The organism is Streptomyces sp. CA-135486, from assembly GCF_050936555.1.
Lineage (GTDB): Bacteria > Actinomycetota > Actinomycetes > Streptomycetales > Streptomycetaceae > Streptomyces.
Window position 1 is genome coordinate 230,250 of the sequence record NZ_JBNJMM010000001.1, and the last position, 26,032, is coordinate 256,281.

General features: G+C 70.1%; 30 protein-coding genes. 18 read left to right on the plus strand and 12 right to left on the minus strand.

The window, feature by feature from the left end:
- Positions 1 to 88: 88 nt before the first annotated feature.
- Positions 89 to 958, plus strand: a complete 870-nt coding sequence (locus ACQEVG_RS01155; protein ID WP_432975582.1) for a phosphatidylinositol-specific phospholipase C domain-containing protein — start codon at positions 89 to 91, stop codon at positions 956 to 958.
- Between the two features lie 124 nt (positions 959 to 1,082).
- Here the strand turns inward: ACQEVG_RS01155 and ACQEVG_RS01160 are convergent, their stop codons facing one another.
- The 5 genes from ACQEVG_RS01160 to ACQEVG_RS01180 form a co-directional block, all read right to left on the minus strand.
- On the minus strand, positions 1,083 to 2,519 hold the full coding sequence (locus ACQEVG_RS01160; protein WP_432975585.1) for a sensor histidine kinase: 1,437 nt from the start codon (positions 2,517 to 2,519) through the stop codon (positions 1,083 to 1,085).
- Positions 2,516 to 3,238: a response regulator transcription factor gene (locus ACQEVG_RS01165; RefSeq protein ID WP_432975588.1), complete on the minus strand. Its 723-nt coding sequence runs from the start codon at positions 3,236 to 3,238 to the stop codon at positions 2,516 to 2,518. The genes ACQEVG_RS01160 and ACQEVG_RS01165 overlap by 4 nt, the downstream gene beginning before the upstream one ends.
- A gap of 20 nt (positions 3,239 to 3,258) precedes the next feature.
- Positions 3,259 to 4,266: a S1C family serine protease gene (locus ACQEVG_RS01170; protein WP_432975591.1), complete on the minus strand. Its 1,008-nt coding sequence runs from the start codon at positions 4,264 to 4,266 to the stop codon at positions 3,259 to 3,261.
- A 174-nt stretch (positions 4,267 to 4,440) separates the two neighbouring features.
- Complete coding sequence (locus ACQEVG_RS01175) at positions 4,441 to 5,463, minus strand: LacI family DNA-binding transcriptional regulator (RefSeq protein WP_432975594.1); 1,023 nt, start codon at positions 5,461 to 5,463, stop codon at positions 4,441 to 4,443.
- Between the two features lie 23 nt (positions 5,464 to 5,486).
- Positions 5,487 to 6,302, minus strand: coding sequence for a response regulator transcription factor (locus ACQEVG_RS01180; protein WP_432975597.1), 816 nt, complete (start codon positions 6,300 to 6,302; stop codon positions 5,487 to 5,489).
- Between the two features lie 218 nt (positions 6,303 to 6,520).
- Here ACQEVG_RS01180 and ACQEVG_RS01185 point away from each other — a divergent pair, with 218 nt between their 5' ends.
- From ACQEVG_RS01185 to ACQEVG_RS01220, 8 genes are all read left to right on the plus strand, one after another.
- Positions 6,521 to 7,360, plus strand: a complete 840-nt coding sequence (locus ACQEVG_RS01185) for an alpha/beta hydrolase family protein (protein WP_432975600.1) — start codon at positions 6,521 to 6,523, stop codon at positions 7,358 to 7,360.
- A 74-nt stretch (positions 7,361 to 7,434) separates the two neighbouring features.
- Positions 7,435 to 7,689 (plus strand): MoaD/ThiS family protein, encoded by a 255-nt coding sequence (locus ACQEVG_RS01190; RefSeq protein ID WP_360878129.1) that lies wholly within the window; start codon positions 7,435 to 7,437, stop codon positions 7,687 to 7,689.
- The gene (locus ACQEVG_RS01195) at positions 7,625 to 8,794 is read left to right on the plus strand and encodes a hypothetical protein (RefSeq protein WP_432984926.1); all 1,170 of its coding nucleotides are present in this window, start codon (positions 7,625 to 7,627) and stop codon (positions 8,792 to 8,794) included. The genes ACQEVG_RS01190 and ACQEVG_RS01195 overlap by 65 nt, the downstream gene beginning before the upstream one ends.
- Before the next feature lie 145 nt (positions 8,795 to 8,939).
- Positions 8,940 to 9,686 (plus strand): LmeA family phospholipid-binding protein, encoded by a 747-nt coding sequence (locus tag ACQEVG_RS01200; protein ID WP_432975603.1) that lies wholly within the window; start codon positions 8,940 to 8,942, stop codon positions 9,684 to 9,686.
- 368 nt (positions 9,687 to 10,054) lie between these two features.
- Complete coding sequence (locus ACQEVG_RS01205) at positions 10,055 to 10,138, plus strand: putative leader peptide (RefSeq protein WP_352376456.1); 84 nt, start codon at positions 10,055 to 10,057, stop codon at positions 10,136 to 10,138.
- Positions 10,139 to 10,280: 142 nt separating this feature from the next.
- Positions 10,281 to 11,126: a sulfurtransferase gene (locus ACQEVG_RS01210; protein WP_432975606.1), complete on the plus strand. Its 846-nt coding sequence runs from the start codon at positions 10,281 to 10,283 to the stop codon at positions 11,124 to 11,126.
- A 30-nt stretch (positions 11,127 to 11,156) separates the two neighbouring features.
- Positions 11,157 to 11,444, plus strand: a complete 288-nt coding sequence (locus ACQEVG_RS01215; RefSeq protein ID WP_142217934.1) for a DUF1416 domain-containing protein — start codon at positions 11,157 to 11,159, stop codon at positions 11,442 to 11,444.
- A 78-nt stretch (positions 11,445 to 11,522) separates the two neighbouring features.
- Positions 11,523 to 11,834: a DUF3099 domain-containing protein gene (locus ACQEVG_RS01220; protein WP_432984929.1), complete on the plus strand. Its 312-nt coding sequence runs from the start codon at positions 11,523 to 11,525 to the stop codon at positions 11,832 to 11,834.
- A gap of 20 nt (positions 11,835 to 11,854) precedes the next feature.
- On the opposite strand, the gene ACQEVG_RS01225 is transcribed toward ACQEVG_RS01220, so the two are convergent.
- Positions 11,855 to 12,217, minus strand: a complete 363-nt coding sequence (locus ACQEVG_RS01225) for a DsrE family protein (protein ID WP_432975609.1) — start codon at positions 12,215 to 12,217, stop codon at positions 11,855 to 11,857.
- Between the two features lie 286 nt (positions 12,218 to 12,503).
- On the opposite strand from ACQEVG_RS01225, the gene ACQEVG_RS01230 reads away from it, so the two are divergent.
- The 3 genes from ACQEVG_RS01230 (at position 12,504) to ACQEVG_RS01240 (ending at position 14,592) form a co-directional block, all read left to right on the plus strand.
- Positions 12,504 to 13,076, plus strand: coding sequence for an FABP family protein (locus ACQEVG_RS01230; RefSeq protein WP_432975612.1), 573 nt, complete (start codon positions 12,504 to 12,506; stop codon positions 13,074 to 13,076).
- An 87-nt stretch (positions 13,077 to 13,163) separates the two neighbouring features.
- Positions 13,164 to 13,601 carry a Fur family transcriptional regulator gene (locus ACQEVG_RS01235; protein ID WP_432975615.1) on the plus strand — a complete coding sequence of 146 codons (438 nt, stop codon included), beginning with the start codon at positions 13,164 to 13,166 and terminating at the stop codon, positions 13,599 to 13,601.
- Positions 13,602 to 13,611: 10 nt separating this feature from the next.
- On the plus strand, positions 13,612 to 14,592 hold the full coding sequence (locus tag ACQEVG_RS01240; RefSeq protein WP_432975618.1) for a YgfZ/GcvT domain-containing protein: 981 nt from the start codon (positions 13,612 to 13,614) through the stop codon (positions 14,590 to 14,592).
- A 65-nt stretch (positions 14,593 to 14,657) separates the two neighbouring features.
- Here ACQEVG_RS01240 and dtd read toward each other — a convergent pair whose 3' ends face one another.
- A complete protein-coding gene (gene dtd / locus ACQEVG_RS01245) occupies positions 14,658 to 15,083 on the minus strand; it encodes a D-aminoacyl-tRNA deacylase (protein WP_432975621.1) in 426 nt (141 codons plus the stop codon).
- 148 nt (positions 15,084 to 15,231) lie between these two features.
- On the opposite strand from dtd, the gene ACQEVG_RS01250 reads away from it, so the two are divergent.
- Positions 15,232 to 15,951: an RsiG family protein gene (locus ACQEVG_RS01250; protein ID WP_432975624.1), complete on the plus strand. Its 720-nt coding sequence runs from the start codon at positions 15,232 to 15,234 to the stop codon at positions 15,949 to 15,951.
- 106 nt (positions 15,952 to 16,057) lie between these two features.
- Entirely contained in the window at positions 16,058 to 17,302 is a 1,245-nt protein-coding gene (locus tag ACQEVG_RS01255; RefSeq protein ID WP_432975627.1) for a GNAT family N-acetyltransferase, read from the plus strand.
- Positions 17,303 to 17,363: 61 nt separating this feature from the next.
- Here ACQEVG_RS01255 and ACQEVG_RS01260 read toward each other — a convergent pair whose 3' ends face one another.
- Positions 17,364 to 17,531 (minus strand): hypothetical protein, encoded by a 168-nt coding sequence (locus ACQEVG_RS01260; RefSeq protein WP_432975630.1) that lies wholly within the window; start codon positions 17,529 to 17,531, stop codon positions 17,364 to 17,366.
- Positions 17,532 to 17,809: 278 nt separating this feature from the next.
- On the opposite strand from ACQEVG_RS01260, the gene ACQEVG_RS01265 reads away from it, so the two are divergent.
- The 3 genes from ACQEVG_RS01265 (at position 17,810) to ACQEVG_RS01275 (ending at position 20,663) form a co-directional block, all read left to right on the plus strand.
- Positions 17,810 to 18,697 (plus strand): GntR family transcriptional regulator, encoded by an 888-nt coding sequence (locus ACQEVG_RS01265; protein ID WP_432975633.1) that lies wholly within the window; start codon positions 17,810 to 17,812, stop codon positions 18,695 to 18,697.
- A gap of 1 nt (position 18,698) precedes the next feature.
- Positions 18,699 to 19,400: an HAD family hydrolase gene (locus ACQEVG_RS01270; protein ID WP_432975636.1), complete on the plus strand. Its 702-nt coding sequence runs from the start codon at positions 18,699 to 18,701 to the stop codon at positions 19,398 to 19,400.
- A 162-nt stretch (positions 19,401 to 19,562) separates the two neighbouring features.
- Positions 19,563 to 20,663 carry a phosphotransferase family protein gene (locus ACQEVG_RS01275; RefSeq protein WP_432975639.1) on the plus strand — a complete coding sequence of 367 codons (1,101 nt, stop codon included), beginning with the start codon at positions 19,563 to 19,565 and terminating at the stop codon, positions 20,661 to 20,663.
- A 45-nt stretch (positions 20,664 to 20,708) separates the two neighbouring features.
- Here the strand turns inward: ACQEVG_RS01275 and ACQEVG_RS01280 are convergent, their stop codons facing one another.
- Both ACQEVG_RS01280 and ACQEVG_RS01285 read right to left on the minus strand, forming a co-directional pair.
- Positions 20,709 to 21,215 (minus strand): DinB family protein, encoded by a 507-nt coding sequence (locus tag ACQEVG_RS01280; protein ID WP_432975642.1) that lies wholly within the window; start codon positions 21,213 to 21,215, stop codon positions 20,709 to 20,711.
- A 59-nt stretch (positions 21,216 to 21,274) separates the two neighbouring features.
- Positions 21,275 to 22,282: a helix-turn-helix transcriptional regulator gene (locus ACQEVG_RS01285; protein ID WP_432975645.1), complete on the minus strand. Its 1,008-nt coding sequence runs from the start codon at positions 22,280 to 22,282 to the stop codon at positions 21,275 to 21,277.
- 88 nt (positions 22,283 to 22,370) lie between these two features.
- Here ACQEVG_RS01285 and ACQEVG_RS01290 point away from each other — a divergent pair, with 88 nt between their 5' ends.
- On the plus strand, positions 22,371 to 23,228 hold the full coding sequence (locus ACQEVG_RS01290) for an NAD(P)H-binding protein (RefSeq protein WP_432975648.1): 858 nt from the start codon (positions 22,371 to 22,373) through the stop codon (positions 23,226 to 23,228).
- A 51-nt stretch (positions 23,229 to 23,279) separates the two neighbouring features.
- Here ACQEVG_RS01290 and ACQEVG_RS01295 read toward each other — a convergent pair whose 3' ends face one another.
- Both ACQEVG_RS01295 and ACQEVG_RS01300 read right to left on the minus strand, forming a co-directional pair.
- The gene (locus ACQEVG_RS01295) at positions 23,280 to 24,260 is read right to left on the minus strand and encodes a response regulator (protein WP_432975651.1); all 981 of its coding nucleotides are present in this window, start codon (positions 24,258 to 24,260) and stop codon (positions 23,280 to 23,282) included.
- Positions 24,257 to 25,831, minus strand: coding sequence for a PAS domain-containing sensor histidine kinase (locus tag ACQEVG_RS01300; RefSeq protein WP_432975654.1), 1,575 nt, complete (start codon positions 25,829 to 25,831; stop codon positions 24,257 to 24,259). Before ACQEVG_RS01300 ends, ACQEVG_RS01295 begins: the two co-directional genes overlap by 4 nt.
- Between the last annotated feature and the right edge of the window lie 201 nt (positions 25,832 to 26,032).

The following is a 26,032-nucleotide window of genomic DNA, read 5'->3' on the forward strand; positions in this document are numbered from 1 at the left end:
GTGGCGAAACGCGGCTGGAAAGCGCCGGTTATTACTGGCGCGTACCCGCCCTGCGGTTCTTGACGTGATCCCGTCATAATCCCGGACCATGGACCGACGGAGCTTTCTGGTGGGCGCGGCAGCCGTCTCCGCGACCGCCCTCATCGGCGCACCCGCGTTCGCCGCACCGCGGCGCACCCTGTCCGCGCAGGACTGGATGGCGGGCGCCGGCGACTCGACCGCCCTGGCACGGCTGACGATCCCGGGCACCCATGACGCGGGCGCGCGCTTCGGCGGGCTCTGGGCGGAGTGCCAGAACACCACCATCGCCGACCAGTTGAACAGCGGCATCCGCTTCCTGGACGTACGGTGCCGGGTCACCGGGGACTCCTTCGCCATCCACCACGGGGCGGCCTACCAGAACCTGATGTTCGGCGATGTGCTCATCGCCTGCCGGGACTTCCTCGCCGCCCACCCCTCCGAGACGGTCCTGATGCGCGTCAAACAGGAGTACTCGGAAGAGAGCGACGCCACCTTCCGGCGTGTCTTCGACAACTACCTCGACAACAAGGGCTGGCGCCCGCTGTTCCGCATCGGGGACGGCCTGCCGACCCTCGGCCAGGCGCGCGGCAAGGTCGTGCTGATCGGCGACAACGGCGGGCTGCCCGGCCTCCGCTGGGGCGACGGCAACTTCTTCGACATCCAGGACGACTGGAACGCCCCGCCGAACGCCAAGTACCCCAAGATCGAGGCGCACTTCCGCAAGGCGGCCCAGCAGCCCGGCAAGCTGTACATCAACTTCGTCAGCACCTCCGCGTATCTGCCGCCGCGCTGGAACTCCGACAACCTCAACCCGAGGGTGCACACCTTCATCAACGGCGCCGAGGCGAGCGGGTGGCGCGGGCTCGGGATCGTGCCGCTCGACTTCCCGAACACCCGCGCCGGCCTGGTCGACTCACTCGTCCGCCACAACGGTTAGGGCGCGTCCCGGCGGGACGTCAGAGGTCGTCGCAGATGCTGAGGGCCTTGGTCACGTCCTTCTTGACGTTGTAGCCATTGGCTTGGCGGTCACGTGCCCGGCCGGAGGCGCTGCCGCGGCACGGTCAGGCGACGACCGGGGGCGGAGTCGCCGCGCCCGGCAGGCTGATCAGGGCATACGTCCCGCCGCCCGCCGCCGGGCCGAGGGAGATCTCGCCGCCCGCCTGATGGACCGTACGGGCCACGATCGACAGACCGAGGCCCGACCCCGGCAGCGCGCGCGCCGACGGCGAGCGCCAGAACCGCTCGAAGACGTGCGGGAGTTCATCGGCCGGGATACCGGGGCCATGATCCCGTACGGTCAGCTCGCCGGCCTGTAGAGCCACCTCGACCGTGCTGCCCGGCGGCGAGAACTTCACCGCGTTGTCCAGCACATTGACCACCGCCCGCTCCAGCGCGGCCGGCTCCGCCCGTACGTACCAGGGCGTCAGCTCCGATACGAAGGCCAGCTCGGGCCCGCGCAGCCGCGCCCGGGCCAGTGCGGCCTCGGCGATCTCGTGCAGTGCGACCACCTTCAGCGGCCCGCGGTCCACGGCGTCCGGCCGCGACAGTTCCTGCAGGTCGCCGATGAGCGCGGCGAGTTCGGTCATCTGCGCCTTGACCGAGGCCATCAGCGCGGCCCGGTCCATGGGCGGGATCGCCCGGCCCGTCTCGTCGCTGCGCGCCAGCAGCTCGATATTCGTACGCAGCGAGGTCAGCGGCGTACGCAGTTCGTGCCCGGCGTCCGCGATCAGCTGCGCCTGCCGGTCCCGGGAGGAGGCGAGCGCGGCGGTCATCGAGTTGAAGGAGCGGGACAGCCGGGCGATCTCGTCCTCGCCCTCGACCGGGATGCGCACGGTCAGATCCTCGGTGCGGGCGACATGCTCTACGGCCCCGGTGAGCCGGTCGACGGGCTTGAGACCGGCCCGCGCGACCCAGAGCCCGGCCGCGCCCGCGCCCACCACACCGACGCCGGACACGATGAGCAGCAGGAGGGCCAGATCGTTGAGGGTGGCCTCGGTCTCCTCGAGGGGGTAGGCGATCGTCACCGCGGCGTCCGTGACGACGCCGCCCTCCGGACCCTGGACGACGGCCGGGACGGTGAGCACGCGGACAGCTCTCCCGTTCGTGTCCGTGCCGTCGCGGAACGTCAGGACGGTCGGGTCCGCGTCCCGCGCCACCTGCTCGTCGCCGCTGTCGACCTTGACGGTCCCGGCGGAGTAGGCGGAGACGCACGGCTTGTCGCTGCCGGCCCGGACGAGCTGGACGTAGTAGACGGGCTTGGGACCGTAGCCGGCCCGGCCGGCCGGGGTCTGCGAGCAGGTGCGCAGTGCGAGAGCGATGTCGTCGGGCTGCAGCGGCGCGTTCTGGGACTTCAGCTTGGCGTCGATCTCGTCGTACAGCTTGCCGCGCACGACGAACCAGCACGTCACGGAGACGGCCGCGACCGCCACCGCCACCGCGACCGCCACCAGCAGCGCGAGCCGCGACCGCAGGGGCAGCGCACGGAACTTATTGATCACTCCGCGCCGCCCGACCGCAGCACGTACCCCACCCCGCGCACCGTGTGGACCAGGCGCGGCTCGCCGGCCGCCTCCGTCTTGCGCCGCAGATACATCACATACACATCCAGCGAGTTCGAACTGGGCTCGAAGTCGAAGCCCCACACCGCCTTGAGGATCTGCTCGCGGGTGAGCACCTGACGCGGGTGCGCCAGAAACATTTCGAGCAGCGTGAACTCCGTACGTGTCAGCTCCACCCGGCGGGTGCCGCGCATGACCTCGCGGGTCACCACGTCCATCCGCAGATCGGCGAAGGCCAGCACGTCGGCGTCGGTGGCGGCGCTCTGGGCCGTCGCGTAGGAGCTGCGCCGCAGCAGCGCCCGTACCCGGGCGAACAGCTCGTCCAGCTCGAACGGCTTGACCAGATAGTCGTCGGCCCCCGCGTCGAGCCCCGTCACCCGGTCGCCGACCGTGTCCCGCGCGGTCAGCATCAGGATCGGCGTCCTCGATCCGGAGGCGCGCAGCCGGCGGGCCGCGGTCAGTCCGTCCATCCGGGGCATCTGGATGTCGAGCACGATCAGATCGGGCGCGTACTCCTCGGCCCGGGTCAGCGCGTCGATGCCGTCGACGGCGACCTCGGTCCCGTACCCCTCGAAGGCGAGAGAGCGCTGGAGCGCCTCACGGACGGCGGGCTCGTCGTCGACGATGAGGATGCGGTCGCCTTCACGGGGGGTCGTCATGGCTTCAGCCTCGCACGCGCTCAGCTGTTGCCGCCCGAGCGGAGGACGTCGAGGTCGGCCTTGACCGTGTCGATGGGAATGGCGAAGCCGAGGCCGACGCTGCCGGCCGTGGATCCGGTGCTGGAACTGGGCGAGTACATCGCGGAGTTGATGCCGATGATCTCGCCGTTCATGTTGATGAGGGCGCCGCCGGAGTTGCCGGGGTTGAGGGAGGCGTCGGTCTGGATGGCCTTGTACGTCGTCTTCGACGAGCCGGTGTCGCCGTTGAACTGCTGTCCGCCGAACTCGAAGGGCCAGCTGCCGCGCCCCTGCTGTTGCTGCGGCTCCTGGTCCTTCGCGACGGTGACATCGCGGTTGAGGGCGGACACGATGCCGCTGGTGACGGTGCCGGTCAGGCCCTCCGGCGAGCCGATGGCGACGACCTGGTCGCCGACGCCGACCTTGCCGGAGTCCCCGAGGGTCGCGGCCTTGAGGCCTCCCCCAGAGCCTGCGGCCTGGGGGGTACCCCCAGCCCCCTCCAGTTTGATGAGCGCGAGATCCTTGTCGGGGTCGGTGCCCACGACCTTGGCGGTATACGTCTTGCCGTCGCTGAGCCGCACCTTCACGGAGTCGGCGCCGGAGACGACGTGGTTGTTGGTGACGATCTCACCGTCGGCGGTGATGATCACGCCGGAGCCGGTGGACTGACCGGCGTTGGAGGTCGCGCTGATCTCCACGATGCTGGGCGAGACGGCCTGCGCGACGCCGGCGACGGTGCCCTTGCTGCCCTGCGACACAGTGGTGCCGGTGACGCCGGAGCTGCTGCTGTTGCCGTTGTCGGTGAGCTGCTGGACGAGCGCGGAGGCGCCGCCTCCGATGACCGCGGCGGCGATGGCGACGGCGGCGATGAGCGCGACGGGCCGCTTTGCCCTGGCCCGCGGCGGCGCGACGGCGTGCGGCGCGGGCTCGTGGGACGGGGGCGGAGGGTAGGCGCCCGCGTCGTACGGCTGGGGCTGCGGCTGCTGCGGGTGGCTGTAGTAGTCCGTCATGGAGCTGACTCTCGGGCCTGTAGATGAGAGCTTTCTGAGGCGGCGCTGAGAAGCCCGGCAGAAGTGTGGTGCCCGATCCAAAGGTTCCGGGCCGATCAAGCCGGTCCGGCGTTTGAGGACCGGGGAGGGAAAAAGCCCCGCGCCCCGGACCCGCGCGCCGAACTCCCGTACCCCCTACACGCACCCGCAGGACCGCCGGATCACCAACCCTGACGGGAACTGCTTCACCCGCTCCCGGCGCGACCCCGCCACCCGTAGCCCGTCGTCCAGGACCAGGTCCACCGCCGCGCGCGCCATCGCCGGGCGGTCCGACGAGATCGTCGTCAGCGGCGGATCCGTCAGCGCCGCCTCCTTCACGTCGTCGAAGCCCGCCACCGCCAGCTCGCCCGGGACGTCGATCCGCAGCTCCCGCGCCGCCCGCAGCACACCTATCGCCTGGTCGTCCGTCGAGCAGAAGATCGCCGGGGGCCGCTCGGGCCCGGACAGCAGCTTCAAAGCGACCAGGTAAGCGTCGTAGCGGTTGTACGGGGCCTGGAACAGCCGGCCCTCCACCGAGCGCCCCGACTCCAGCATCGCCCGCCGCCAGCCCTCGACATGGTCAGCCACCGGGTCGCCGACCGCCGGGGTCGACTCGACTCCGCCGAGGCACGCCACGTACGCATGACCGTGCTCCAGCAGATGGCGCGTGGCGAGCTGCGCACCGCCGATGTCGTCTGTCACGACGGCGACGTCGTCGATCGCCTCGGGCCGCTCGTGCAGCAGGACCACCCGCGCGTCCCACGCCTCGATCTCCGCGGCGGCCCGCTCGCTCGGGCCCTGGCTGACCAGGATCAGCCCGGACACCCGCATCCCGAGGAAGGCCCGCAGATAGTGGACCTCGCGCTCGTCGCGGTAGTCGGAGTTGCCGACGAGGACCATTTTTCCGCGTTCCGCCGCGGCCTGTTCCACCGCGTGCGCCATCTCCGCGAAGAACGGCTGCCGGGCGTCCGGCACGATCATGCCTATGAGGTCGGTGCGCCGCGATGCCATCGCCTGGGCAACCCGGTCAGGCCGGTACCCCAGCTCCTTGATCGCTGCGAGTACCCGCTCGCGCGTGGCCGGGGCGACCGGCCTGGGTCCGTTGTTGATGACGTAGCTCACGACCGCGGTCGAAGTCCCCGCCAGTCGCGCCACATCGTCCCGCGTCACCTTGGCCACGCGCGAAGTCTACGCGGGGTGACCTACCGCTGGGCAGGCCGTACGGCCGCTTCCTGTACCTCGGTCGAGTCCTCCGTACGGGCGACCGGCGCCGCGGCCTTCGCGGACGCCTCCGCAGCGGCCTCCGCAGCGGCCCTCGCCTTGGCCTCCTCGGCCGCGCGTTCCACCTTCTCCGGCGCGACGAAGCGGTATCCGACGTTCCGTACGGTCCCGATCAGCGACTCGTGCTCCGGGCCGAGTTTCGCCCGCAGCCGCCGTACATGGACGTCGACCGTCCGCGTACCGCCGAAGTAGTCATAGCCCCAGACCTCCTGCAGCAGCTGGGCGCGGGTGAAGACCCGTCCCGGGTGCTGGGCCAGATACTTCAGCAGCTCGAACTCCTTGAAGGTCAGGTCCAGGACCCGGCCCTTCAGCTTCGCGCTGTACGTCGCCTCGTCGACCGACAGATCGCCGTTGCGGATCTCCATGGGGGAGTCGTCCGAGGTGATCTGCTGGCGGCCCATGGCCAGCCGGAGGCGCGCCTCCACCTCGGCGGGTCCGGCGGTGTCGAGGAGGACGTCGTCGATTCCCCAGTCCGCGGTGACCGCGGCGAGCCCGCCCTCCGTCACCACGAGGATCAGCGGACAGCCCGGCCCGGTGGACCGCAGCAGCTGGCACAGCGACCGCACCTGCGGCAGATCGCGGCGGCCGTCGATGAGGATCACGTCTGCACCGGGGGTGTCGACGAGAGCCGGGCCCTCGGCGGGGGCCACCCGCACGTTGTGCAGCAGCAGGCCGAGGGCGGGAAGCACCTCCGTCGACGGCTGAAGGGCATTGGTGAGGAGCAGCAGAGAGCTCATCGCACCCCACCTGCCCAGGTCGTCCTGCGGTTGTGCACGGTTCGCTCGCCCATAACGTCGGTTCCTCCTCGGTCCCTGCGAGGACGTTGCGGCACTGGTTCATACGGTGGCTCCCGCGCCCTGAGAGCCATTGTTCACCTGCCTGTAACAACGGCGGGAAAACACAAAAGGACCCGGGGGCTTCGTTGCCCGGATCCTCTGCCAGCAGAATAGCCCACATGAGTTCCCTGGCAGAGGGTGCATTTCATACTTCGGACGCTTCGTCGACAATTCGCGGCCCCGGACGCGCAACCCTGCGTACCAGTGACGGCGTCCGTATCGAGGCTGTGTACGAGCCGTGTACGGCGGGCGTCAGTGCCACCGCGATCGTGATCGCGCACGGCTTCACGGGGTCGGTGGACCGGCCCGCGGTACGCCGTGCGGCACGGGTTTTCGCGCAGCATGCGGCCGTGGTCACGTTCTCTTTCCGCGGGCACGGAGGCTCCGGCGGCCGCTCCACCGTCGGGGACCGGGAGGTGCTCGATCTCGCGGCCGCGGTGGAGTGGGCGCGTGGATTCGGTCACACCCGGGTGGTGACGGCCGGATTCTCGATGGGCGGCTCCGTCGTGCTGCGTCATGCGGGGATGCATGGGGGGCGCAAAGAGGCGCGCACGGATGCGGTCGCGGCGGTGAGTGCGCCCGCGCGCTGGTACTACCGCGGTACGGCCCCCATGCGGCGGCTGCACTGGGTCGTCACCCGGCCGGTCGGGCGCCTGGTCGGCCGTTATGGCCTCGGCACCCGTATCCATCCCGAGGAATGGAACCCCGTCCCGCTCTCCCCGGTGGAGTCCGTGCCGTTCATCGCGCCGACGCCACTGCTGATCGTCCACGGCGACCGCGACCCGTACTTTCCGCTCGACCATCCGCGGATGCTCGCCGCCGCGGCCGCGGACGGAGCGGCCGAACTTTGGCTGGAACCCGGCATGGGCCACGCCGAGAACGCCGCGGACGACGAGCTGCTGACCCGCATCGCGGCCTGGCTCGCCGGCGAGCGAGCCGGTGCGTCGGCCGGCGGGTGAACCGACCTGTGAGCCGTCTCGCGGAGCCCGCTCGCGCGTGGCCCATCATGGAAGCCGACGAAAGGAGTGTCGTCATGGCAGCGGGAACGATCCGCTACTGGGCAGCGGCCAAGGCAGCGGCCGGGGTCGCGGAGGAGCCGTACGCGGCGGGAACGCTCGCCGAGGCGCTCGAAGCGGTGCGCGAGCGGCACCCCGGGGAGCTGACGCGCGTACTGCAACGGTGTTCGTTCCTCATCGACGGTGACCCCGTCGGCACCCGTGGCCATGAGACCGTACGGCTTGCCGAGGGCGGCACGGTCGAGGTGCTCCCGCCGTTCGCAGGAGGATGAGCCGCACATCATGAGCAGTGATCAGCAGTATCCGTACGACCCGTACGACCCGTACGACCCGTACGCGCAGAACCGGCAGGGCCATCCGCAGAACCACGCGCAGGGCTATCCGCAGGGCAGCCACCCGGACCCCAACGTCGCGCAGACGTGGGAGGGCCAGACCTGGGACACGCAGTACCAGCCGGTCGTGCCGCCCGCGCAGGCCGCAGCCGACACGGCCTGTCTGCCGCCGCAGGCCGCCTACCCGCTGCCGCCCGAGGTACCGGCCGCGGCTCCGGCTCCAGCACCCATGGCGTTCGAGCCGCCCGCCGCCGGGCACAGCGCCACCGGCGTCGCGGGCCACAGCCGACTCAGCGACGCCCAGCGCGCCCGCGCCGAGGGACGCTCGCCGATCATCGCGCCCGGCATGCAGCCCGCCGGTCTGACCGCCGCCCTCGGACTGCTGCTCGCCACCGGCGCGGCGATCGGCCAGTACGCCCTGTTCGTGCCGCTCGTTCTGCTGCAGGCCGTCACCGCCGCGGGGTGGTTCCGGCTGAACGGCATGTGGCCCGCCCGACAGGGCATCGCCCTCGCCTTCGCGGGCGGCCTCGCCGCCGACGTCGTACTGCTCTCCGTCGGCCGGGAGCACGCCCCCGCCGCGATCATCGGCACGCTGGGCGTGTGGGTGCTGCTCACCCTCGTACTGCAGCTGCGCAGCCACGCGGGCGCGGACGAGCGGATGTACGGCCTGATGGCGACCGTCGCATCGGCTGCCCTCGCGATCCTCGCGGCCGGACATCTCGCGGCCGCGGACGACGCCGTGGTCGTCGGCGGCGTCGCGGTCGCCGTGGCCGTCCTGGCCCGTGCGCTGCCGCTGCCGGACGTCGCCTCCGTGGTCCTGTCGCTGCTGGCCGCGACCGGCGCGGGCATCGCGGCCGGCGGCCTCACCGACATCGGTGCCAAGGGCGCGCTGCTCGGTCTCGCGGCGGGCGTGTGCGCGCTGATCGGGCTGCGGGTGGCGAGCTACGACTACCCGTCCCGGTTCGTCCATATGACGGCGGGCGTGGCCCTGCCGCTGACCGCCGCGGCGCCGGCGGTCTATCTGATCGGGCGGGCCCTGGTGTGACCTGCGCGGTTCCCCCGGGCGGAACCAAAAGCCCCCACCTGGACGTCGATCATTGAGTCGATCATTAACAAGAAGGCGTCGTCCGGACTGGATTAGGCTCGCGGGCGTCACGGGGGGCCAGAGACAGGGTGGGGGACACCGCGCAATGCGTGCACTGCGAATACTGCTGATCATCGCTGTGGTCCTGGGCGGCATCTTCGTCGCCGCGGACCGGATCGCGGTCAACATGGCCGAGTCCGAGGCGGCCGACAAGATCAAGAGCAGCCAGGGGCTGAGCTCGACGCCGGAGATCTCCATCAAGGGCTTCCCCTTCCTCACCCAGGTCGTGGGCAAGGAGCTGGACGAGGTCGACGTCAGCCTCGCCGGAATCACCGCCAGCGCGGGCGGCCGCACGGTCAATGTCACCGAGGTCAAGGCCGAGCTGCGCAGCGTGAGGATCGACAGCAGCTTCTCCTCCGCCGTCGCGGACCGCGCCGACGGCTCGGCCCGGATCTCGTACGCCGACCTGACGAAAGCCGCGCCGAGCGGCGCCACCGTCAGCTATGCGGGCGCCGACCGGGCCGCCAAGGGCCAGGTCAAGGTCACCGGGCCGCTCGCCGACCTGCTGGAAGGCGCGGGCATCTCGGTGCCCGAAGCGTTCAAGGCCATGCTCAACGGCCGCATGGTCACCACCTACAGCACGGTCGCGCTCAAGGGTGGCAGCACGGTCCAGCTGAAGGCCGAGTCGTTGCCCAGCCTGCCGGGGAGCCTCAACGACAAACTGCGCAAGGTCGTCGACTACGACATGAAGATCGACGGAATGCCGTCGAGCATCAAGCTGGACAAGGTGGCGGCGACGGACGCGGGCCTGCGCTTCTCCGGCACGGGCACGAACGTCTCCCTCGCGGGCTAGCCCGCATCCGCTGGGGCTCCGCCCGGACCCCGCCGCGGTTCGCCCGCGCAACCATCCACCGGACAGCAACCACCGACCACCAACGCCCCCGACCCAGGGCAACCACGACCACGGTGACTGCCTGTCTGGCGATGGAGGACACGCGGCCGAAGGTCGCGTTCGGGATCCGGGGGCGGAGCCCCCGGTTAGGGCCCCGGCCGCATGGTGAGACGGACCCGTCCGCTGGGTAGAAGGAACACCCGCGCAACTTCCCCGAGGGGCGCGCCGAACGCCCCCGCGCAGCTTCTCGTCCCGCATAGTGGATGATCGCGTCTCAGAATGCGACACGCCCATGACAGGGGCACGGATACGTCCCTACGATCGGACGCATGAAGCGACAGCAGGCGGATCTTACGAAGCGGCGGGCAGTAGACCTGTGCCGCGTCGCCGCCATGCTCTGTCGCACTTTCTAGCGGGAGCCCGACTCTCCCGTATCCCTCAGGCCCTTCGACAGTTGTCAGGGCCCACCCCTCGTGCCGGATACCGCGCGCTTCGCGTACCCGCACACCCTCTCTTCGCACCACCCGCCGCACACTGCCCCGGAGGAGAAAGAGCATGAGCCGCAGCGACGTCCTGGTAGACGCCGACTGGGTCGAGGCCCACATCGATGACCCGAAGGTCGTTGTCGTCGAGGTCGACGAGGACACCTCCGCGTACGACAAGAACCACATCAAGAACGCTGTACGGATCGACTGGAAGCAGGACCTCCAGGACCCGGTCCGCCGTGACTTCGTCGACCAGGAGGGCTTCGAGAAGCTCCTCTCCGCGAAGGGCATCGCCAACGACGACACCGTCGTCCTCTACGGCGGCAACAACAACTGGTTCGCCTCGTACGCCTACTGGTACTTCAAGCTCTACGGGCACGACAGCGTCAAGCTCCTCGACGGCGGCCGCAAGAAGTGGGAGCTCGACTCCCGCGACCTGGTCGACGGCGCGCAGGTGCCGGAGCGCCCCGCGACCGAGTACAAGGCGAAGGCCCAGGACACCTCGATCCGCGCCTTCCGCGACGACGCCGTCGCCGCGATCGGCAACGAGAACCTGGTGGACGTGCGCTCGCCCGACGAGTTCAGCGGCAAGCTGCTCGCCCCGGCGCACCTCCCGCAGGAGCAGTCGCAGCGTCCGGGCCACATCACGAGCGCCCGCAACATCCCGTGGTCCAAGAACGCCAACGACGACGGCACCTTCAAGTCGGACGACGAGCTCAAGGAGCTCTACGCCGAGGAGCAGGTCGACCTGGCGAAGGACACCATCGCGTACTGCCGCATCGGTGAGCGTTCGGCGCTCACCTGGTTCGTGCTGCACGAGCTGCTCGGCGTCCAGAACGTCAAGAACTACGACGGCTCGTGGACCGAGTACGGCTCCCTCGTCGGCGTGCCGATCGAGCTCGGCGCCAACAAGTAACCCCTCCTCCCGACCCGAAGGACGACCTCTATGTGTGGAGCAAAGGCCGGTGGCCCCGACGCTTCGACGATCAAGCCCGGTGAGACGACGATCCAGGGCAGCGTGACCCGTGACGGCGAGCCCGTCACCGGCTACGTCCGCCTGCTGGACTCGACCGGCGAGTTCACCGCCGAGGTCCCGACCTCGGCGACCGGGCAGTTCCGCTTCTACGCGGCCGAGGGCACGTGGACGGTGCGCGCCCTTGTCCCGGGCGCCACGGCGGACCGTACGGTCGTCGCGCAGACCGGTGGCCTCGCCGAGGTCGCCATCGCCGTCTGACGGCACTGCATACCGGCCGAAGGGCCGCACCCCAGGGGGTTGGACGCTTCCTGAAGCGGGGTGCGGCCCTTCGGTCGTCTGCGTTCCCGCTCGCCTTCCCGGTCGCCTTCCCGGTCGTACGCTGAAGGTATGTACGCGCGGCGCCGTCACGCCTACTTCCTGCTGATGGGCGGATGCCTGGCCCTGTTCGTGTCCGCCTGGGCCTTCGTACGCCTGTGGTCGGTCCCCGCCGCCGTCGGCATGTGCGTCGTCGCGATGGTGATCCCGCCGGTCGCTGCGATGGTCGCCAATGCGCGCGGGCCCGAGGACCGCTGGTGGGACGATCCGTCGGGCGATCCGAAGTCCGACGAGTGGTGGGACGAGCTCGACGGCAAGAAGAAGCGTCAGTAAGTGTCAGTGGACGGGAAGCGTCAGTAGACGAGCGCCTGGACGCCGTCCGGCATGACCTCGCTCACGAAGACCTGGGCCCCCGCGATCCGTACGCCGTCCAGCACATCCTTCTCCGTGATGTCCCGCCGTGCCGCGCACTGCGTGCAGAGCGTGATCTGCCCGGCCGCCAGGATCGAGTCGATCAGATCGGGCAGCGGCGCGGCGTGCGGCAGTTCGAACTCGGCCGCGCGGCCCGGCAGCGCGAACCACGCGGACTCGCCGGTCAGCCAGAGGGACACCTCCACACCGCTGGCAACGGCGACGGCCGCCACCGTGAAGGCCTGCGAGCAGCGCTCGGGCGCATCGGCACCGGCGGTCACCTTGATCACGAGCTTCTTCGCCATGCACCGAACTCTAGTGCGCGGAAGGTCACCCACACCTCAAAGAGAGGGCGCCGCAAAGGGAGCCACCTCAGAGAGAGGGCCGGGCCCCCACCCATTAGGCTGGGCCCCGGCCCGTTACCGCCCACACTGCTCATCCGAGGAGCTCCCCGTGCTTGAGGCATTCTTCGAAGCCCTGCTGGTCCTGGTCTGCGTCGGCGTCGTCGCCTTCGCCGGTCTGACCGTGAAGAAGCTGTACCAGGGTCAGCGCTAGTCACACTCGTATCCCTACAGATCGCCAGAGCTGCTCATGATCGAGATTCCGTCCGACCTGAACCCGGGCCTCGTCCCGCTCGCCTTTCTCCTGGGTACCTGGGAGGGCGTGGGCGTGTCCGACTTCCCCGGCGCCGAGAAGTGCAACTTCGGCCAGTCCGCCACCTTCAGCCACGACGGCCGGGACTTCATCGAGTACGTCTCGCACTCCTGGGTCCTCGACGCCGAGGGCAACAACGTCAAGCCGCTGGAGTCCGAGTCCGGCTACTGGCGTATCGACTCCGAGCGCAAGCTCGAGATCGTCATGGCCCGTGACCAGGGCATCGTCGAGGTCTGGTACGGCGAGCTCGCCGAGAAGAAGCCGCAGATCGACCTGGCGACGGACGCGGTCGCGCGCACCAGCGCCTCGGCCCCGTACAGCGGCGGCAAGCGGCTCTACGGCTATGTGAAGGGCGACCTGATGTGGGTGGGCGAGAAGGCCACCCCGGAGGTCCCGCTGAGGCCGTACATGTCGGCGCATCTGAAGAAGGTCGTAAGCCCCGAGCAGGTCGAGGCGTGGGCCAAGGACCTCGGCGACCTCCCGGACGACGGCATCGCCTTCTTCAAGTAGGTTCCGCAGAGCTCTCAGGTGGCCTCCGGGGCTGTGCAAGGTGATTTTCGGCCCGTACGGAGATTGACGCCTGCCTACACTGGGGGGGTGGTGAGCACCGACTGGAAGAGCGATCTGCGGCAGCGCGGCTACCGGCTGACTCCGCAGCGCCAGCTTGTCCTCGAGGCCGTCGACACTCTTGAGCACGCGACACCCGACGACATCCTCTCCGAGGTCCGCAAGACCGCGTCCGGTGTGAACATCTCCACCGTGTACCGCACCCTGGAGCTCCTCGAAGAGCTGGGCCTGGTCTCCCACGCCCACCTCGGCCACGGCGCCCCCACCTATCACCTCGCGGACCGGCACCACCACATCCACCTGGTCTGCCGGGACTGTACGAATGTGATCGAGGCGGACGTCGAGGTCGCCGCCGACTTCACCGCCAAGCTGCGCGAGACCTTCGGCTTCGAGACGGACATGAAGCACTTCGCGATCTTCGGGCGCTGCAAAAAGTGCGCGGCCGAGGCGTCAACCACCGAGTCGTAGGCTTACCCCCATGCAGCGACATTCAACGACCAGCCCTCTGCTGTCCCTTCCCGGTGCCGTGGCAGCCGAAGGCACCGACGAAGGCGTCGCCGCGCACTACGGCGATCTCTTCCGCGAACAGCGCGCCCTCGCGAACGGCACCGGCCTCGTCGACCTCTCGCACCGCGGCGTCGTCACGGTCACCGGCGACGACCGGCTGAGCTGGCTGCATCTGCTGCTCACCCAGCATGTGAGCGAGCTCCCCGCGGGCCAGGCCACCGAGGCGCTGATTCTCTCCGCGCACGGCCACATCGAGCACGCCCTCTATCTCGTCGACGACGGCGAGACGGTCTGGGCGCATGTCGAGCCGGGCACGCAGGAGGCGCTGATCGGCTATCTGGAGTCGATGAAGTTCTTCTACCGGGTCGAAGTGGCCGACCGCACCGAGGAGTTCGCGGTGGTGCATCTGCCCGCCGGCTCCATCGCGGAGGCGCCGGACGGCGTTGCCGTACGGGAGACCCCGCACGGCCGCGATCTGTTCCTGCCGCGCGCCGACCTCGAGTCGTCCGCCGCCGCGAACGGCCCGGCCGCCGGGATCCTCGCGTACGAGGCACTGCGCATCGAGTCCCACCGCCCCCGCGTCGGCTTCGAGACCGACCACCGCACCATCCCGCACGAGCTGGGCTGGATCGGCTCCGCGGTCCATCTGGAGAAGGGCTGCTACCGCGGTCAGGAGACCGTGGCGCGCGTCCACAACCTGGGGAAGCCGCCGCGCAGGCTGGTCTTTCTGCACCTGGACGGCAGCGAGGTCCATCTGCCGGGCCACGGCACCCCGATCCGGCTTGCGGCGGAGGGTGCGGAGGGCCGTCAGCTGGGCTTTGTGACGACGTCCGCGCGCCACCACGAGCTCGGGCCGATCGCGCTCGCGCTGGTCAAGCGGAATGTGCCGCTGGACGCGGAGCTGCTGGCGGGGGACACGGCGGCCGCCCAGGAACCCGTCGTCGAGCCCTGATCAGTACGGCTGGTCAGTACCGGTCGATGCGGCCGATCGGTACGGCTCGTACGGCCGGAGAGGGCCTAGACCTCGATCAGGACGGTGAACGGGCCGTCGTTGGTGAGCGAGACCCGCATCTGCGCACCGAACCGGCCCGTCCCCACCGTCGCGCCCAGCGCCCGCAGCTGTGCCACCACCTCGTCGACCAGTGGCTCGGCCACATCGCCGGGCGCCGCCGCGTTCCAGGTGGGCCGGCGGCCCTTACGGGCGTCCCCATAGAGAGTGAACTGCGAAATCACCAGCAGGGGCGCGTTCACGTCCGAGCACGACTTCTCCCCCTCCAGGATCCGCACCGACCAGAGCTTGCGGGCCAGCTGCGCCGCTTTCTCCCGGGTGTCCTCGTGGGTGACTCCCACCAGCACACACAGCCCTTCGCCGACGATTTCGCCGACGGTCTCGCCCGCCACGACGACGCTCGCGCCGTCGACCCTCTGCACCACCGCACGCATACAGACCAACCTATCGGGGGCTGAACGGGTGCAGAGCACCTGCGTCAAGACCTTCTGGGGTGGCACGATGCACCAAGGCGGTGCTTCCCCTCGGCCCTTCGGGCCCAGGGAGACCCGATGCACCGGTCGAGGGGACGGACAGAAGCACATGAGCACACCTGGCGCCGGGCAGTCGCCCGGTCCCGTATCGATTCCGACGTCGGCGATTCCCACGTCGCTTCCCGCGTCGGTTCCCGCGTATCCGGTAGTGGCGGCGGCCTGTCCCGCGCTCCCGCCCCACCAGCGCACCGCGGGCCCCCTGCCGGATCCCGCGCAGCACGACCTCCTCGCGCTGCGGCTGCCGGAGCTGCGCACCCTGCGCCGCGACTCGCAGCGTGACGAGGCGGATCTCAGCTATGTACGACGGCTGCTGCAGGGGCGGATCGACATCCTGCGGGCGGAGCTGGCGCGGCGTACGCACCCCGTGGCGCCGTCCCTCGGCCGCCCGGACGGCCCGGAGGGCAGGGACGGCTCGCACCGCCTCGTTCATGCGGACCGCGCCGGGACCGCCGTGGTGGCCCGTCTTTCGGAGATCCTGGCCGACGCCCCCTCGCGGCACCGCTCGTCCGCCCGCCATGTGACGCTGTCCACGCCGCACAGCGAGGAGTACCGGCGGGTGGCGGCCGACATGCTCGCCGAGGTCGAGCTCTCGGACCTCGAGGCCCGTACGGACGAGGAGCTGGACGCGGCGATGGGGCGGCTGATCCGCTACGAGCAGCAGGTCTCGCGCAGCCGCCAGCTGCTGCAGCGCACGGCGGACGACTGCAGTGGGGAGATCGCCCGCCGGTACCGCGATGGAGAAGCGCAGGTGGACGACCTGCTCACCTGAAGCGGCCGTTCCCGGCGGACGGCCCCGCGCCGGCCCTCCGTGAGCCGTAGAGCGCCTACGGAAACTCGGGTGCGGGCCGGTCGGCGTACGGCCTAGCGTGAGGCGCATGAGCGTCGAAACCCGCATCATCACCGAGTCCGAGTTCCCCGACTGGCTGCGCGCCGTGTGGACGGGATTTCTGCGGCCGCCGGTCATCTCGGACGAGGAGATCGCCGCGCGGTGGGCGCACAACGACCCGGCGCGGGTGCGCGGCGCCTTCGACGACGGCCGCTGTGTGGCGACGTACCGCTCCTTCGCCCAGCAGCTCACGGTGGTGGGCGGCGCGCCGCTGGCCTCGCATGCCGTCACCAATGTGTCGGTCTCGCCGACGCACCGCCGCCGCGGACTGCTCAGCCGGATGATGACCGAGGACCTGGCGGAGGCGAAGGAACGCGGCGACGTCGTGTCCACGCTCATCGCCGCCGAGTACCCGATCTACGGGCGGTACGGCTACGGTCCCGCCGCCTGGACCACCGAGTGGGCGATCGACGTCCCGCGCACCGGCCTCGACCCCCGCTGGTCGGGCCCGGACGACGGCGGCCGTATCGACCTGGTGGACGGTGGGGACGTACGCAAGATCGGCCCGGAAGTGCATGCGCGGCTCGCGGCCAGGCAGCCGGGCGTGGTGAGCCGCAACGAACGCTGGTGGCAGCTCAACACGGGTCAGGCACAACTGCCCAGCCAGCCCTGGACGGAGCCCTTCTACGCGGTCTACCGCTCGCCGGCCGGAGAAGTCGAGGGCCTGCTCGCCTACCTGGCGGACGACAAGTGGGGCGACGGAAAACAACCGCTGAACACGGCGAAGGTACGCGACCTGATCGCCCTGACCCCGGCGGCGGAGCGCGCGCTGTGGCACTACGTCTGCTCGATCGACTGGATAACCACGGTCACGTCGGGCTACCGGGCACCGGACGACCTGCTGCCGCTGCTTCTGCCGGACCCGCGCGCTGCGCGGATTCTGACGCAGGCGGACTTCTTGTGGCTGCGGATCCTGGATGTCGTACGGGCACTGGAGGCGCGTGCGTACGCGACATCGGCAAGCCTGGTCCTGGACATCCACGACGTGGGTGGCCTCGCGGGCGGCCGCTTCCGCCTGGACGCGTCGCCGGAGGGCGCGGCCTGCGTCCCGTCGAAGGAGTCGCCCGATCTGACGCTGGGCGTAAGGGAGTTGGGCGCGCTGTACCTGGGCGACGAGTCGGCCGTGCGGCTGGCTGCGCTGGGGCTGGTGGACGAGGGGACGGCCGGGGCGGCGGGGGTGGCGGACGCCCTGCTGCGGACGTCGCGGCGGCCGTGGTGCCCGGACATCTTCTGAGCACTTGCGATGCCCGGGCGGGCGGGCCGCCGGTCAGGTCCCGGCGGTCACGTTGCGCAGGTCAGGTCCCGGCGGTCATGGCCGGCGCGACCAGCAGCAGGCCACCGATGCTTGCGCAGGTGGGGTTCTCGGCCTTCACCCCGACGGTGAGGAGGGTGAGTCCCAGCGCGGCCATGAAGCCGAGCCGCCATTGCACGTACTGCTCGAGAACAAGGGTGATCAAGGGCATGAAGGTCCCCCTCCTTCAGAATCGCGGGGAGCGCCGGTGCCCGTACGCCGCTGTACCCGCAGGACGCCCCGTGAGAGTCGGTCAAGCAGTCAAGTCGCAGACAAATTAGTCTGGTTGACCTGTCTGTTGTCTTCCCGTCCATCGGGTACTGGCAAACTTGTATGACTATTGGATCGGCCACTTGACCGGAAAATGTCCGGTGAATCTGAAGTGGAACGAACATATCTGATGTGACAGGCCAATTACGCGTAGGCGTAGGTGAGTTGTACGGTGGGGCGGTGGCAACTCGCGAGGCGGCAGGCGAAGACGGCAGAAAGTACGAGTACGTCGCTGCCCGGCTGAGGGACGGCATCAGCGGCGGTCAGTACAGAGCAGGCAAGCTGCTGCCCCGGCAACGGGAGTTGGTGGACATCTTCGGGGTGTCCCGTGCGACGGTGGCGAAGGCCCTGGACCTGCTCAAGGACGAGGGCCTGATCGAGTCACGCCAGGGCAGTGGCATGTGGGTGCTGCCGGGCGCGACCACCCCTGGCGCCGGGCCGGTCGAACCGGCCACCGCGCGGCCCGCCCTGGAGACGCTCCAGCCCCATCTTCAAGCAGCCTTCGACGCCGATGACATCACCATGGACGTCTTCTCCCTGACCTCGGAGACGATGAACCGGCAACTGGGGGCACAGATCACCCGCATCCACGACGGCAGGATCCGGCCGCGGAGCATCTCGCTGCGCCTGATGCTGCCCGACCCCGGTATCAAGCTCGCCTTCCCCGTGTCCTTGCACGACCCCGACGACGAACGGCCGCGCCAGCGGCACCGCGACACCCTGATCCAGTGCTCCAGGTCGCTGCGCAGTGAATTGCGTACCCTCAAGCGACAGCGGCTCGTTCCTGAGGTGTCGGTCCAGATCAGGACCGTGCGCCTCACACCGACCAGCAAGATGTATCTCCTGAACAAGGATCTGCTGCTCGAGGGCTACTACACCCTGGAGGGCACGGATCCGGATCCGGTCGAGGGAGAGGAGCAGGAGGGCACAACCCTCAACTCGCTCGGACTCGGCGCGACGCTCTTTCCGTACTCCAAGCCCGACCAGGCACTGAAGGTGGAGACAGCGCAATCGTTCTTCGACTCCTACTGGGACCTGTTGGCCCAAGATACGGATTTCGGCGACTGACGTGTTGCTCACCTCCCCTACCCAGTTGCGGGATCTGCTCTCCCGCGCCTCTCTCGTCCTGTGGGACTTCGACGGTCCCGTATGCGATCTCTTCGCGCGTCGCGCGGCTTGGCGCATCGCCGCGGCGCTGCGCGACATCGCCCGCCCCGATGCCCTCCTGAGCGCAAGGATCAAGGGGGTGGGCGTGACCGATCCCCTTCAAGTGATGCGGTGGGTGCACAACGCCCCCGACCCACTGGGTCTGGTCGGAACCATGCGCAAATACCTTGAGGAGGCCGAGACCGAGGCCGCGCAGACGGCTGAACCCACCGCCGGGGCCGAACCGCTCATGACGGAGCTGCGCGTCGAGGGCAAGCTGCTCGCCGTCGCCTCGAACAACTGCGAGGCGGCGATTCGCGCCTACCTCCACCTCCATGGGCTGGAGAAGTACTTCAACGACCGGATCGCCGGCCGGCCCGACGATCTTCGCCTGATGAAGCCCGATCCGCACAGCCTGCACCAACTCCTCGACAGCACGGGCACGGCAGCCGGCAACAGCGTGATGATCGGCGACTCGCCCGCGGACGCCGAGGCGGCAGCGGCGGCCGGCGTCCCGTTCATCGGCTACCACCCGAGCCGCGAGAAGCGTCTTCGGCTCCAGGAGGCCGGCGCCACCTGCTTTGCCGAGGATCTGGGCGTCATGCAGGCGGCCGCCGTCGGGTAGGGATGACAGGCAGGGTCCCGGCCGGGCGAGGCGGGCAGCGTCAACTTTCCTTTTCTGCAAGGGGGTTTGATGCTGTCACTACGCTTGGGTATGAACGTGATCGGCGGCCGGCCCGGTACGGCCCGTCAGTGGTGTCTTCGGCCTCTAGAGCGCAGGAGCCGCATGCCCGATGTAGCCCGCAGCGCCTCCGGCCGGGACATCGACAGCTGGGAGTCGCTGTACCGAGCGGCCGGTGAGGGGGCACCTTTCACCGGCTACTACCACCGCAACTACTGCGTGGAGCTGCCGGACGCGCTCGCGGCGTCGGTCGCCCTGCCCACCGGTACGCCCGTGAAGGTGCGGGCCCCGATCACCGATGCCGTTCAGTTCAATCTGCGGATCTGGCCCGAGAGTGAACTGCTCGGAGCCATCGCCGGCCGGGTGGACAAGAGCCCCCGGGTCCTCGCCGACCGGCCCGGCTTCACCGTGCACTCCTTCGCCGAGGGCGACTCGCTGTCGGACCTTGTGGGTCATGAGGGGCCGGTGGGGCTGCCTTATATCCACGCCCTGGGAGAACTCTTCCGGCAGACCACAGCCGTCCCGTCCCGGCTGCTGCCGCCCTGCCCCAAGGACTGGCCGCTCGACGGCGACTGCGCCGGCTTTCTCCGTACGCTGGTCGACTTCACCGAGAGCGAGGTGAAGGGGCGGCACGGCAAGGGCTTCGAGAGGCTGTTCGCCGAGCTGAAGGTGCCGTACGACGCCTTCGGACGGCTGGTGGAACGCGCGCAGTGGCTGGGGGAGCGGCCGTTCGTACTCCTTCACACCGACGTCCACCGGGGCAACCTCATCGTCGGAGCGGACGGCCGGCTCTCCCTGATCGACTGGGAACTCGCCCTCTTCGGCGATCCCGTCTACGAGATCGCCTCGCATCTGTCCCGGATGCGGTACGCGAAGCACGCCGAGCGACGTGCGGCACTGCGGGCCTGGTGTACGGCACTCGCCCACAGCCGTCCGGCTGCCCTCGCCGGACACCGCAGCGCGCTGCGGATCTATCTGGACTTCGAACGGCTGCAGTCGGTACACATCGATGTGATCCGGCTCGCACTGGCCTTCGCGCGCAACCCCGACCGGGCCGGTCTGGAGCGGACCGCGACGGGGATCGAGGCGGTGCTGCGGGCCGCGCGGCGGCCGCTGGGGTTGCGGCGGGTGCCGAACGCCGGGCGGATAGCTCTGGCGTGCGCCGCCTGGCAGCGCGCCGCGTGCCCTGCGCCGTACGCACCCTGAACAGCGCCGGCCCGCTGGGGGCGGGACGGGGGTTGCGGTGTCACGTCATGCCCCGACAGACCCGTCGATCGCCTCGCGAAGGAAGTCTGCGTGGCCGTTGTGCCGGGCGTACTCGTGGATCATGTGCAGCATCACCAGCCGGAGCGAGACGTCCTCGCCCCATCTGGCCTGGTGGCCCGTCACATCGAGGGACTCCGCCTGCTCCTCGATGCGGCGGGCGTGCTCGACCTCGGTCTGCCAGGCGTCGAAGGCCTCGGCGCCCGTGGACCCGCTTGCGTCGTATGCGACTTGATAGTCGCCCTCGTCCGACCAGACGAGCGGAATGTCCTCCCCGTTGATCACCCGCCGGAACCAGGCGCGCTCCACCTCTGCCATGTGCTGCACCAGGCCGAGCAGGGAGAGCGTCGACGGGGGCATGGACTGCAGGCGCAGCTCCTCGTCGGACAGGCCTTCGGCCTTCATGGCCAGCGTTGCGCGGTGGAAGTCGAGGAAGGCACGCAGCGTCTCGCGCTCGCCTCCGGTCAGGGGCGGGCCTATGCGTTCGACGGTCACTGCGGATTCCTTCCCACGGTGGGTGGTTGGGCGGTTGGATGGTTGGGCGGTTGGGCGGTTCAGGAGTCCGGACCGGCCTGACGGTCCCCTTCATACTCCGCTTCCTGATCGGCAGGGGGCCGGTCGGGCCCATAGAGAGCGGCCAGTTCGGCGGCCAGCTCCGCCAGTCGGGCCCTCGCCTCCGGTGGGTCCAGGATCTCGACACGCCCTCCAAGGCCCGCCAGTTGCGCCGCCACGATCTGCGGTGACGGGCCGTCGATCGTCACCTCCAGCCAGTCGGCGGCGAGCGGTCGGCCGATCCGCAGCCGCCCACCGAACAGGCCCTGAAGGAGCGGCTCGGCGCTTCGCTCGGCCCGGGCCCGTACGGTCGCGGCAAGCAGGCGGTCCTCCATCCGCGCGGCGAGCGAACGCCAGGCGGTGGCGAGGTCGAAACCCTCGGGCCGTACGACGGGTTCGCCGGTCGCCTCGACCGAGGTCACGCGGCTGAGGCGGAAAGTCCGCAGGCCATGGGCGGTGTCGGCGACGAGATAGCCGACGCCCGCCTTGGACGCGAGGCCGAGCGGATGGACCGTCCGCTCGCCCGTGGGTCTGCCGGGCCGTTCGTACCCGAGCCGGATCTGCGTGCCGTCCACCACGGCACGCTGGAGTGCTTCGAGGTGGGGCGTGGCGGCCGTGACGGGAGAGCGTGACCAGTCCGTGCCGTCGGTGACGCGGGCTCGCGACGCGGCTTCGGCCTCGGACCGGAACGTCGCGGGCAGGGCCTTCACCAGCTTGCGCAGTGCCGTCCGCAGCTCCGGGCCGGCCGACGAGGGGCCCGCGACGAGGAACAGTGCCCGGATCTCACCGGCGGTCAGCCCGCTGAGATCGGTCCGGGCCCCGCCGACCAACGACCAGCCGCCGCCGCGGCCGCGCTGCGAATAGACGGGGATGCCGGCAGTGGCCAGCGCCTCCAGGTCGCGTCGCGCCGTGCGCTCCGACACTTCGAGCTCGGCGGCCACCTCGCTCACCCTCACGCGTCCGCGGGATTGCAGGAACAGCAGGGTCGCCACCAGACGATCGGCTCTCATGCCGGATCATTCTTCCCCAGAAACTGGCCAGGAGATGGCCAGTTAAGCCTCCAGCATGGGGTCAGACATCTCGGAACGGGAGCTGACCATGATCGTAGTAACTGGAGCCACCGGAAACGTCGGACGGCCGCTCGTGCAGGCCCTTGCCGCGGCGGGCGAGCAGGTGACGGCGGTTTCCCGACGCCCCGCGGACGTGCAGACTCAGGCGGCCGTACAGACGCCGGTTCACCATCGGCAGGCCGACCTGGCCGATCCCGCAAGCCTCACCCCCGTGCTCGACGGAGCCGACGCGCTCTTCCTCCTCATCGCCGCCGGCGGCGAGACCCTGAACCCGCACGACATCCTCGACGTCGCGAAAGCCGGCGGGGTCGGGCGGATCGTGCTGCTGTCCTCCCAGGGTGCCGGGACGCGACCCGACTCCCCTGCCCATGCCCACCTCCGGGCGTTCGAGGACGCTGTCCGGCAGTCCGGTCCGGACTGGACGGTTCTGCGGCCGGGCGGCTTCGACTCCAACGCCCTGTGGTGGGCGGAGCCGATCCGCTCGTACGGTTCGGTCGCGGCGCCGTTCGCCGACATCGGCCTGCCGACCGTCGACCCGGCGGACATCGCGGAGGTCGCGGCCGCGGTCCTGCGCGACGGCAGCCATGCGGGCCGTACGTACGAACTCACCGGGCCGGCGCCGATCTCCCCGAGGCAGCAGGTCCGGGCGATCGGGGACGCGTTGGGGACATCCGTACGGTTCATCGAGCAGAGCCGCGAGGAGGCCAGATCGCAGATGGTCCGCTTCATGCCGGAGGCCGTCGTGGACGGCACTCTCGCCATCCTGGGTGAACCGTCGGCCGCGGAGCAGCGGGTGAGCCCGGACGTGGAGCAGATCCTGGGCCGTGCGCCCAGGACCTTCGCCGAGTGGGCGGCGCGCAATATCGCTGCCTTCGGCAAGGAGTAAAGGAGTACTCGGGTAAGGCGTGAGGGACGTCGGTGGCCCGACCCTGCCTCGTCATCTGCGAGGCAGTCCACGCTGCCGTCGCCGCATCCGCCGCACCCAGGCGCTCCGGCGGTGGACCTGTTCGGCTTCGAGTTCCTTGCGGCGCGTGACGTCGGTGATGACCTTGATCGCTCCGGTCGTCGATCCATCGGGTTCGGTGAGCGCGGCGCGGACGATCTCCACGTGCACCGTGCTGCCGTCCCTTCGCACGTGTCGCGAGGACTCCGGGTCGGCGGCTTGGTCGGTCACGGTGACGGCGCCCGGCGGTGCGGGATAGGTGTCCGGCGGTGCGGGGTTGGGGTCGGGCCGGCCGAGGACCTCCTCCGCGTGCCATCCGTAAATGCGCTCGGCGGCACGGTTCCAGCGCAGTATCCGGCCGGAGGTGTCGGTTTCGACGATCCCGACGGGCGCGGCGTCGAGCAGGCCGGCCAGCCGTGTGCTGAGCCCCTCGCTCTCGGCGTGGCGCTCGGCGAGGTCGGCCACCAGGGCTTCCGCTTCCGCGCGCAACTGGCATTCCGTGGCGAGGGTTTCGACCAGCCGGTCCAGCAGGGGTTTGGTCAGCGATCCGGACACGCGGGACTCGCCGCGGGCAGCGGCCTCGATCGCCCGGGTCAACTCGTTGGCGTCGGCGCCCTTGAGCAGATAGCCCCGGGCGCCGCGCAGGAGGGCTTCGAGGACCATGGAGTCGTCGCCGTAGGCCGACAGCACGACGACGGCGGTGTCGTCGTGCTTCGCGGCGATCCTGCCGGTGGCCTCCAGCCCGTCCATGACCGGCATACGCATGTCCATGAGGACCACCGCGGGCCGCAACTCGTCGACGAGCCGCACCGCCTGCGCGCCGTCGCCGGCCGTGCCGACCACCTCGATCGTGGGGATACGGGCGAGCAGCCGGGCGAGCCCGTCACGTACATCGTCGACGTCGTCGACGATGAGAGTCCGTATGACGGACGCCTGGTCGGGATCGCTGTCCGGGAAAGCGTCTGCGACGGTCATGGTTGCTCTTTCTTCTCGGCTGTGGCCTGCTGGTTCCGGCCGACGGGGATGCGAACCTCGATGCGGGTACCGGCGCCCGGGGAAGAAGTGAGGACGTAGGTCCCGGAGGCGATATGGACGCGTTCGCGCATCGAGGCCATGCCGAAATGCCCACCGGCGACGAAGCTGGGCGTGCGCGTCGTGTCGAAGCCGACGCCGTCGTCGGCCACGGTCAGGACCACGCTGTTCTCGGACGGGTGGTCGGCCCCGGCCCCGGCCCCGGCCCCGGCGTCGGCATCGGCATCGGCTCCGGACCCGGGCACGGAGTCGGCCAGGGTCACGGCGGCGTTGGTGGCGTGCGCGTGTCGCGCGACGTTGGTCAGGGCCTCCTGGACGATGCGGTAGAGCACGGTCTCGATGTCGGGTTCGAGCCGCTGAGAGACCGACATCGTCACGGGGCAGCGCACGCCGTGCCGTCGGCTGAACTCCTCGGCGAGGTCGTGCAGCGCCACCGCCAGACCCTGTTCGTCGAGTGCGGGCGGGCGCAGGACGGTCATGAGCGTGCGCAGTCCGCCGATCTCCTCGCCCAGACGCCTGCGGGCCCGGGCGAACAGATCCCGGCTCGCCTCCACGCCTTCGTGTTCGAGGACGAGGCAGGCTTCCTCGAAGCCGTAGCCGACGGCGGTGAGACGCTGGATCGGGCCGTCGTGCAGCTCTGCGGCCAGCCAGGTGCGCTCTTGCTCGCGGCTGCGCATGGTCTCGGCCAGCAGGTGCCTGCGTTCGGTCTCGAGGAGCAGGGCCTGCTCGGCCTGCCTGCGCTCGGTGATGTCCCGCACGAAGGCGTTGAAACCGCGGACCGGACCCGACTCCAGCCGCCACACCCCCAACTCGACCGGCAACTCGTGGCCGTCGCGGTGCAGTGCCCAGATCTCGATCTGTCTGCCGAGCATATGCGGCTCCCCGCCTGCCAACACGCGCTGCAGACCGGCCAGATGCGCGGCACGGTAGCGCTCCGGGATGACGATCTCGGCCAGGGGCCGTCCCAGTACTTCCTGGCGCGTCCACCCGAACAGGTTCTCGGCACTCTGATTCCAGTCGATGACCACACCCTGTTCGTCGATACGGACGAACGCGTCACGAGCCGTGTCGATGATCGATCGAGCCTGCTCCTGCACCGCCCGCAGCGCCTCCCCCTGCCGTGGTGCCTCGGCCTCGCGGGTGAAGCCGCGCACCTCGACCGGCTTGCCCCGGTCGTCGCGGACGACCCAGGCGGTGGACTCGGTCCACACCCAGCGCCCGTCGCTGTGCCACAGCCGCAGCCGCGCGACCGCCCGGCCCGCGCCGACCAGATTCCGCTCCGCAGCCCCGAATGCGTCCATGTCGTCCGGGTGGACCCGGTCGGCCGCGGAGGTTCCGACGACTTCTTCGCAGGGGCAGCCGAGCAGTGCCCAACTGGCCGCGGACACATCCAGGTAGGTGCCGCCCACGCTGCGGCGGAAGACCATGTCGGGGGAATTCTTCAGCAGTAGGCGGAAGCGCTCCTCCTCCGCTTCCGGCCGCATCTGCGTCGGCGCTTTCGGGTCTGGCTCCACGCTCAACTCCCCATGAAGTCCGGTGGTTTGTTGCCGCCGCCCGGTTACCCGCCGCCCGGTTACCCTCCGCACCGCTTCGACTACGCCCAGGTCCACTTTACGACTCCATCGCCCACCTCGCACCCGCAGTGACCGGCGGCAAGAGGCAGCAACATGGCTCCGATCGAGGCCCCCGAGTCGATTTGCGATCTTCCGTGGTCC